The following is a 7,812-nucleotide window of genomic DNA, read 5'->3' as shown; positions in this document are numbered from 1 at the left end:
TTGCCCCTTCTGCTTCCATTCACGGAGTTCGTCGCCATAGAAAAAATCGCTATTCGTCTGGCGCATTCCAAAGAACAGATGGATCAGGCGATGCCGCGTATTGGCACGGATGAAACCCGTCAAAGGTGCGATTCCTGTTCCGGCGCCGATCAAAATCAGGGGCGTATGTGTCCGATCCTCCGCATGGAAACCTGGATTGCGACGCAGGCAAGCGCTGATCGTGTCCCCGGGCTCCAGTTCCAGGAGCTGGCAAGAGCATAGCCCACCCGGATGTTTTCTCACGACGATCTCTATAAAGCCGTCGTTGCGTCCAGAAGCCAGCGAGTAGAACCGGGGAACGGTCGATCCCGAAGGTACGATGGCGAGGAGATCGCCGGCCACAAAGCGCCCCAGTCTGCAGCCAAGGACTTGCTGCCAGAAGGAAAGCCTTGGCAAGGCAAAGCGCAGGATTGCTGCGGGCGCTTGCACTTCGGCACCATAATCGCGGCGCGACACAAGCGTAATCGGGACGGCGGCGGGTTGAACGGTTTGGTGCGTGAGTTCCAGGTTTATACCCACCGCAGCACCGAGTGTCCGTCCCCATCGGGCAAAAGCCTGCGGCGACTGACGGTCCACCGTGTCAAAGGGTATGAGCATTTTCCATCCGGCGGCATGCGCCGTCTCCGTCACCGCCCGCGCGAAAGCGCAGTAGGCAGGAAAGCTACTGTCGCCGAACCCGAGCACAGCCAGCGGAATTGCCGAACCCACTGCCTGAGGTGAAAGCCGTTCAAGGAACCCCTTGGCCAAAGCGGGCGCATCGCCGTCGCCATAAGTAGCGGCCAAAATGATAATGCGCCGGGCCTGCCGATAACGGCCTGGATCAAAGGCTGACATCGGCGCAGCGTGAACCGTCTGGCCAAAATTGGACAGCGCCGCATGCAATGTTGCGGCAAAACCCCATGTGCTACCACCTTCACTGCCGACGAGAATGATCGTCTCCGCTCGTCCTGCGGCAACGTTTTCGCGAATGCGCGGCCGTCCGTGACGCCCGTTGGACCAGAGAAAAACGCCCGTACCCGCCATGACCGGAACGCCAAGTGCCATCAGGCCAAGGAGCAGCCCCAGAACGGAAGCCCCCCGTCCTGTATGCAGCATATAGATGGTTTCCGACAGGCGTTGCCACTCAGTCAGATCGCTCCAGCCGATAAGCGCGCCCGTGCCTTGATCGATATAACCGGTGCCCTGATTGGTCTTGAGGGTGAGAATGTCCGTGGGGTTAGACGCGTCGGCGAATGACAGGCTGCGCAATTGCGCAACCGGAATCTGCCGCAACGGTTCCATCGTAGCCGGAACCGCTCCAGTCTGGCCGCTTGCCTCGGTCTGCATGACCGGCGAAACCGCACCATCAGGCAACAGATCGAAAGTGGAAGCCGTCATCCACAAGGCCGTTGCAGAAGAAAGCAGAAGTCCCACAACAGCCAGTCGGGCGATCTCGACATGCAGACGCCCGGAAAGCGGGCCGCGCAGGCGCGAAAACCAACGCTGCCAGCCTCCGACCCGACGTGCGACAAGCGCCAGCCCCGACACGCTCAGCACCAGCATGGCGGCAGCACCAGCAGCCATGACAATGCGGCCGCTATCGTCGAGAAAGAGCGAACGATGCAGACTTGTCAGCCAGCGTTCGACCGGATTGGGATCGGCGGACGCGATAGCCTGACCGGTGGCGGGATCGATGACCGCCGCCTGGGGCGCACCATTGTCAATCCAATAGGCGGTCATCAGGCCAGACGGCGCCCGCCGGATCTGCTCTACCTGCGGATAGACCGCTTGAACACGGGCCGCCAGATCGGCGATCGAACGTGTCACATCTGCCTGTGGAGACGAGACACTTTCGACCGCGGGAAAGATCGACAGGGCTGCGCCACTGATACTGAGCACGATCAGCAGTAACGCGGCGAGAAGCCCCGGCCAACGATGGGCAACGCGGAACATGGCAATCACCCTTTAAAGGGAATAATCGACAGTTGCGATATAGCGCCGTCCCTGAACCGGCGTTCTCACGCCGCCGGATACCAGCGGAATAACCACCTCATACGGGCTGTCGCGCATATCTTCCACGGCGGCATCGACGTGCAAGGTATAGCCCGCATCAAAAAACGCGTCGGCAAGATCGAGCGTGATTTCAAGGCTCCTGCCCGCACCGACGCTCGCACCTGTTATACCGTTGATTTCGCTGGTGTTACCACCCGTTGCGCGATACCATCCGGACAGATGTTCATAATATTTGGATTTGCCGCCAGCCATCCAGAGACTACCGGCATATTTACCCTCAACATCCGTGACGTAATAGGCGAGATACGCGCCGTCACCACCATAGCTTTTTAGCGTCGTTGTCAGTGTCACGGGCCGCGCCATTGCGATGTCCGGAAGCGCAAGTGCCGTGGTCATTGCCAATACTGCAAGAACTGCCTTCATGCCAGTCTACCTCTTTCAAAGAAACGGGCACGGAATTGGATCGATCTGTGCCCATGCCCGCTACTCTTGCAAGAAGAGCTGAACACCACCTGACACCGATGCTGTATCTGCTTCAGCACTTTGTCAGGAATGAAGCTGTCCAAACCGCGATAAACGAAAACGGCGGACCTTCTCGCAGGTCCGCCGCGTCAAGCTTTTACAATAGTCGGGCAGCTATCGGTGCAGCGACATGCGCTTAAGTGTACCGTCGCGCAAAATGAACTGGTGCCATATCGCTATCAGCGCATGAAGGCCGGCCAAATAAAGAATAATGGTGCCGGCATTCTCATGAAATTCGGCGATCAATCCGGGGGAGCCTTGCACTGGGGCCGTAATGGCTGGCACGGAAAGGCCGAAGAAGGATATCGCTACTCCCATCCGCGAGGCGGCATACCAGCCGCTGAGCGGCAAAGCGATCAGCAGCAGATAGAGGATTGCATGGCCCGCCTTTGCCGCCAAGGCAAGTGTGCCCTGCGCCGGAGATTCTGACGGCGCGGCACCGGCAAGCCGCAAAATGAGACGGGGCAACACAAGCACGAGTACGGCAAGCCCCAGAGAAAAATGCAATAAAGGCGGATTTTCCGCCATACGGCGTCCTCCCACCGACGTCAGCCATGCTCCGAGGATCAACGCTGCAGTGATCCAGTGTATCACAACCATGCTTTTTGAATAACGATCAGGACTGCGAGACATGACAAGTCTTTCCTTGAATGAAGGCGCTCTATAAGCGGAGCGCCGGTTGCTTATTTGGCAGAGAGTTTTCTCAAGAAAGCGGCTGGAAGGCATGCCCGGCGCAGCGCTTGACACCTATCCCTCGTTATCTCTTGATTTGCGACGGCGATCATCGTCGTGGTCGGATTCGCCGCCCTTGTGTTTTATCCTGACTATAGCAAGCGTCGCCGGATCAACTTTAGCCCTGAAAGCCATTCCGGTTTTGTCGGAGCCGCGGACCTCATAACAGCCGTCGTCGATTTTGATCCGCGCCACGGTCCAGCCGCGAGAAGTAGCCATGGCCTGAACCGCGTCCCTGGATTGCCACTTGTCCATCGACACATGGCAGTCATCACCGGCTCGCGCCACGCCGCTTCCTGCTGCAATCATTAAAAGGGAGATTGCAGCAAGGTAATTTACCATCATATCATTGTTCCTGATCAATGCGCTTTGAAGAGAATAATGCCAGCCATTTCTGACGAACAGCTGAAGCTGGCAAGGATATGACGTCAGAGGAATGACAGGTTACAGCTTCAGTTAGAATATGTTCACATCTGACTGAATCGGGTCGACACGGGTTCCCGTTTTCTACTGAATAAAAGGTGCTATTGCATGCGCGTCCTGTTGATCGAAGACGATATAATCCTGGGCAAGGCCGTTCGCGACCACATCGCTGTAAACCATTCCGTGGATTGGGTGACCCGCCTCGACGACGCAACCGAGCATGTCAACTCTGCAGTCTACGACCTAATCCTGTTGGACCTGATGCTTCCCGACGGGCTGGGTATCAATTTTTTGCGCAATCTTCGCGCCAAAGGTAGCGTTACGCCAGTTGTCATTGTCACGGCGCTTGATCAGATTTCCGACCGGATCGAAGGCCTCGACGCCGGGGCCGACGATTACATGATCAAACCGTTTGATCTGGCAGAGCTTTCGTCGCGACTGAACGCTGTTGCACGACGCTATAGCGGCAATCCCAACCCTTTGGTCGAAATGCGCGACCTCCAGATCGATCTGGCCGCCAAGAAAGTGAGGCAAGGGGGACGCACCATTGAGCTGACCAGCCGCGAATGGGCGCTGCTGGAAACCTTCTTGCAGCGACCCGGCATTGCATTGACCAAGTCGCAACTCGAAGACCGGCTCTATGCCTTCGGGTCGGAAGTTGAGAGCAATACGATTGAGGTCCATGTCAGCCGCCTCCGTAAAAAGCTTGGGCACGGGATCATCGACACGGTTCGCGGCATCGGCTATCGGCTTGGAAACGCGAAATGATACAACCGAAGAGCCTGCAATGGAGACTTTCGCTCTGGCTCGGACTCGGTGCGACCCTGCTGTGGGTCATTACCACCATTGTGACGGCACAGCTTCTGCGCCACGAACTGAATATGGCCTTTGACAGCGCCCTCGAAGAAACGGCGCAACGCATTCTGCCGGTCGCGGCGCTCGAGATTCTGGGGCGCGATGCCGACGACACCGAACAGCGGGTGGCGACCCTGCGCGAACACGACGAATATTTCACCTATGTGGTGCGTGACGCAGACGGAACCGTGCAGATGCGTTCGCATAATGCGGACGTGACCAATTTTCCGCCCTATTCAAAAATGGGTTTCAGCAGCACACCAACCCACAGGCTCTACTCTGACGCCGCAATGCAGGGTAGCCTCACAATTACTGTCGCTGAACCCCTCTCCCACCGGCGCGATACGGCTAAGCACATATTATACACGCTTGCTGTACCTCTCTCCCTGGCCGTCCTCCTTGGCTTGATCGGTGTCTGGCTCATCGTGCGTCTTTCCATGGCGCCGGTTCGCAGTTTTCGCGATCAGATTGAGGCGCGTGGCAGCGGAGATCTTGATCCGGTCGCCGTAAATGGGCTTCCCTCCGAAATTGACACTGTAGCCATAGCGGTAAATCGGTTGTTGGACCGTTTGAAACTGACCCTGGAAGCCGAACGCAGTCTTGCAGCCAAATCAGCCCACGAATTGCGCACCCCGGTGGCAGCGGCGCTCGCACAGTCGCAAAGACTGATCGTCGAGGCGCCCGATGCTACCACGCGCGAACGTGCCCAAGACATGGAAACGGCGCTGCGCCGCCTCGCCCGCTTGACAGAAAAACTGATGCAGTTGGCAAGAGCCGAGGGCGGACGGCTCCTGGCCGAAAAGCCAGTAAATATTGCTGCAATCCTTCGATTAGTTGTAGGCGAGTTCAACGGATCTACTGATGCTATCGGTCGCATTGAGTTGACTCTCCCTGATTGCCCCGTGCTTAAGAGCATTGATGCGGATGCGTTTGCCATACTAGCGCGCAACCTGATCGAAAACGCACTCAAACACGGTGCACAGGACATGCCTGTTCTCGTAAGTTTTAAAAGCGACGGGGAACTGCGTGTTGTTAATGGCGGCCCAGTCGTGCCGCCCGAAACGCTTGCTCGGCTGAGTGAGCCGTTCGAGCGCGGTCAGGCTCTTGTGCGCGGTGCAGGACTTGGTCTTGCCATTGCCAAAACAATTGCTACTGGAGCAGGCGGTCGGTTGGAGTTTTCCTCCCCGGCATCTGGCATGAAAGACGGCTTCGAAGCGAGGTTTTCTTCCATTGCATGAACGCCGAACCGGTGCACCACTGACCATTGAGAAGCGCCTCACTGCTTTGATTGCCAGTCAGAAATAGAATTAACCTTCGTCTTTGTAGTGGCCATTAGTTCCGAACATACTATTCTTTGTCCAACGGTTCTGGATATCGCGGCCGACTCAAAATCCCTTCTACATGGCGATTTTTCGTGCTTCGGAAATATAAAGCGCGCGCAGGTCGCGTGTAATTTGGCCTGGCTTCCCGGTACCAATCGATTCACCATCGATTGCAATTACGGGCGTGACAAATGTCGAGGCGCCAGTGATGAACGCTTCGTCAGCCTCCATCACCTCCTTAATAGTAAAACTGCGTTCAACAATTTCCAGCGTCGTACAAGCCACATAGCGCAAAAGGGCGGTTCGCGTAATGCCATGCAGAATATCGTTAGACAGTGCACGGGTAATCACCTTGTTGTCCTTAACGATATACGCGTTATTGGCAGTGCCCTCGGTAACAAAACCATCTTGAACGAACCACGCATCATCTACGCCTGCTTGCTTTGCCAACATTTTTGCCATTGAGGGGTAAAGCAGCTGCACAGTCTTGATATCACGACGCGCCCACCGTAGATCGGGCACAGAAATCACCTTGACCCCTGTCTTTGACTTTGGCCCGTCAATCAGATTGGACACCGCTTGTGTGAACATCACGACTGTCGGCTGAACGGCTTCGTCTGGAAACGCAAAATCCCGGTCGCCGGGGTTTCCTCTGGATATCTGCAGATAGACCAGTCCCTGATCGAGCTGGTTTTCTATGATCAGTTGCCGCAAAATATCAAGAAGCGTCTGGCGGTGAAGCGGCTGACGGATGCGCAGCTCGGAAAGTGAGCGATCCAATCGGGCTGCATGTCCGTCAAAATCCAGAATTTTGCCATCAATGACTGACACAACTTCATAGACAGCATCGGCAAACAGGAAGCCGCGGTCAAATACAGAAATATTCGCCTCGTCTTGGGGAACGAAGTTTCCATTGAGGTAAACTGTTCGCTTTTTGAGCATAGCAATAGCCTGTTAAAAATTTTTCCGCTTGGTTGTCGAGGCTGTCAATCGTTGAGGAGAGTTTCAAAGAATAGCTCTCCAATCTCTGGAAATGCCTCCGGAAATTCTTCGCAGATTTCTTTACCCTGTGTCATCAGGCAGATGATGACAGGAGACTTTCCGGTGACGGCAATTCGGATCAGATCGTGTTTGTAATAGGATGCTTTGGGATCACCGGTCCAGGTATTCTTCCCCGCTTTACTCCATATCTGCGCATCAGCAGGAATACCGCCACCAAGAAATTCGGTAACCTGAAAATGCGGCTGTCTGGCTTCGGCACTATTGCGGTCACGTAGCAATGTCTGTTTTGCCCTGTTTTCAGAAGCGGCTGAGAGCGGAAGCTGACTGGAGAAAAGCGCGCTGAACAGACGCGCTGCGGCAAGCGGCGTCAGCGCGTTCAGATTTTCTCCCGCAAGCCCTGCATATTGAGCCTCACGCCCATAGCGCACATCGTCCATCAGCTTCTGCGTGATATTACAACCCTCGAACTCTGGCCAGTTGAGTCCGGAAAAGAAGCTGTTGAGGTGCTCGCGCTTTTCCCGCCATTCGTTGAACTGGGAGCCTTCCAACATGGTATCGCCGGTCGTACCCGTAATAATGTCGATGACATAATTGGTTCCGGTGTTGGATGACCACAGGATCATGTCACGCATGGCGCGAGACAGTTCTTCATGATCGGCGACATTGCCATGGTCAATAGCGTTGAGCACATGGACCAGATGAAATGCTTTGACAAGACTGCAGGGGTAGCAGCGCCAGTCGCCACGATATGAAAAGCCATCCGGCTTTTCACCGGGACCTTTCTGACGCAATGCGACGAAACCAAAATTGTCGGCCCGCAGGCCGCGGTCGGCAAACGTGTCAGTCAGGCAGCTGGTGATGACTTCACAGCGGCGCGACCAATCAGAATTATCTTCAAAGAACACTGGATGATCTTTCTATCAGG

At 55.7% G+C, this 7,812-nt stretch carries 8 protein-coding genes; 2 read left to right on the top strand and 6 right to left on the bottom strand.

Features of this window, described 5'->3' with window-relative positions; all coding sequences use genetic code 11:
• The 4 genes from OPR82_RS17545 to OPR82_RS17530 all read right to left on the bottom strand — a co-directional run.
• Window positions 1–1,971 (bottom strand): PepSY domain-containing protein (locus OPR82_RS17545; RefSeq protein ID WP_265986220.1); only part of this gene is annotated, 1,971 nt, incomplete at its 3' end.
• A 12-nt stretch (window positions 1,972–1,983) separates the two neighbouring features.
• Window positions 1,984–2,454, bottom strand: coding sequence for a DUF2271 domain-containing protein (locus OPR82_RS17540; protein ID WP_265986219.1), 471 nt, complete (start codon window positions 2,452–2,454; stop codon window positions 1,984–1,986).
• A gap of 213 nt (window positions 2,455–2,667) precedes the next feature.
• Entirely contained in the window at window positions 2,668–3,186 is a 519-nt protein-coding gene (locus OPR82_RS17535; RefSeq protein ID WP_265986217.1) for a cytochrome b, read from the bottom strand.
• Window positions 3,187–3,300: 114 nt separating this feature from the next.
• Entirely contained in the window at window positions 3,301–3,630 is a 330-nt protein-coding gene (locus tag OPR82_RS17530; protein WP_265986216.1) for a PepSY domain-containing protein, read from the bottom strand.
• A 186-nt stretch (window positions 3,631–3,816) separates the two neighbouring features.
• Between OPR82_RS17530 and OPR82_RS17525 the strand changes: the two genes are divergently transcribed.
• Both OPR82_RS17525 and OPR82_RS17520 read left to right on the top strand, forming a co-directional pair.
• Entirely contained in the window at window positions 3,817–4,476 is a 660-nt protein-coding gene (locus tag OPR82_RS17525; protein WP_265986215.1) for a response regulator transcription factor, read from the top strand.
• Window positions 4,473–5,801, top strand: coding sequence for a sensor histidine kinase (locus tag OPR82_RS17520; RefSeq protein WP_265986213.1), 1,329 nt, complete (start codon window positions 4,473–4,475; stop codon window positions 5,799–5,801). Before OPR82_RS17525 ends, OPR82_RS17520 begins: the two co-directional genes overlap by 4 nt.
• A gap of 159 nt (window positions 5,802–5,960) precedes the next feature.
• On the opposite strand, the gene OPR82_RS17515 is transcribed toward OPR82_RS17520, so the two are convergent.
• Both OPR82_RS17515 and OPR82_RS17510 read right to left on the bottom strand, forming a co-directional pair.
• Window positions 5,961–6,827, bottom strand: coding sequence for a D-amino-acid transaminase (locus OPR82_RS17515; protein WP_265986211.1), 867 nt, complete (start codon window positions 6,825–6,827; stop codon window positions 5,961–5,963).
• Window positions 6,828–6,871: 44 nt separating this feature from the next.
• A complete protein-coding gene (locus tag OPR82_RS17510; protein ID WP_011982802.1) occupies window positions 6,872–7,792 on the bottom strand; it encodes a serine hydrolase in 921 nt (306 codons plus the stop codon).
• Window positions 7,793–7,812 lie beyond the last annotated feature (20 nt).

The organism is Ochrobactrum chromiisoli, from assembly GCF_026241335.1.
In the GTDB taxonomy this organism is placed as follows: Bacteria; Pseudomonadota; Alphaproteobacteria; order Rhizobiales; family Rhizobiaceae; genus Brucella; species Brucella chromiisoli.
The sequence above is the reverse complement of the archived record's forward strand: the minus strand, read 5'-3'. Positions and strand labels throughout refer to the sequence as shown.

Coding starts and splice junctions, on each gene's coding strand:
- OPR82_RS17540 (WP_265986219.1), bottom strand. CDS start 2,454: ATGAAGGCAGTTCTTGCAGTATTGGCAATGACCACGGCACTTGCGCTT.
- OPR82_RS17535 (WP_265986217.1), bottom strand. CDS start 3,186: ATGTCTCGCAGTCCTGATCGTTATTCAAAAAGCATGGTTGTGATACAC.
- OPR82_RS17530 (WP_265986216.1), bottom strand. CDS start 3,630: ATGATGGTAAATTACCTTGCTGCAATCTCCCTTTTAATGATTGCAGCA.
- OPR82_RS17525 (WP_265986215.1), top strand. CDS start 3,817: ATGCGCGTCCTGTTGATCGAAGACGATATAATCCTGGGCAAGGCCGTT.
- OPR82_RS17520 (WP_265986213.1), top strand. CDS start 4,473: ATGATACAACCGAAGAGCCTGCAATGGAGACTTTCGCTCTGGCTCGGA.
- OPR82_RS17515 (WP_265986211.1), bottom strand. CDS start 6,827: ATGCTCAAAAAGCGAACAGTTTACCTCAATGGAAACTTCGTTCCCCAA.